Source organism: Corynebacterium sp. ES2775-CONJ, from assembly GCF_024814515.1.
Classification (GTDB): Bacteria; Actinomycetota; Actinomycetes; order Mycobacteriales; family Mycobacteriaceae; genus Corynebacterium.
This window is the reverse complement of record NZ_JANUXT010000012.1, coordinates 1-579: the sequence shown is the minus strand read 5'-3', so window position 1 is coordinate 579 and position 579 is coordinate 1. Positions and strand designations below refer to the sequence as shown.

The window sequence follows — 579 nt, the reverse complement described above, 5'->3', positions numbered from 1 at the left end:
AACAAGGACGAGTCCGACGAGAATGGCTTCGTCATCACAGACGAAGATGGTGACGGCATCGCTGACATCATCGATCCTAATAACCAAGATGGACCTTTAGGTGACATCGACGGCGACGGCATCGCCAACGAGGACGACCCTGACATGGACGGCGACGGCATCAACAACAAGGATGAGGAAGCTGCCGGCCTCAATCCTAAGAAGGCTGACACCGACGGCGACGGCACCCCTGATGGTGAGGAAGACACCGACGGCGACGGCATCCTCAACAAGGACGAGTCCGACGAAACCAAGGACGAAATCACCGACAAGGACGGCGACGGCATCGCTGACATCATCGATCCTGATAACCAAGATGGACCCAAGGGTGACATCGACGGCGACGGCATCGCCAACGAGGACGACCCTGACATGGACGGCGACGGCATCAACAACAAGGATGAAGAAGCTGCCGGCCTCAATCCTAAGAAGGCTGACACCGACGGCGACGGCACCCCTGATGGTGAGGAAGACACCGACGGCGACGGCATCCTCAACAAGGACGAGTCCGACGAAACCAAGGACGAAATCACCGACAAG

At 57.9% G+C, this 579-nt stretch carries 1 pseudogene; it reads left to right on the top strand.

Annotation, left to right across the window (positions count from 1 at the left end):
* A pseudogene (locus NXT01_RS09400) lies at positions 1-579 on the top strand (hypothetical protein); the annotation flags it as partial.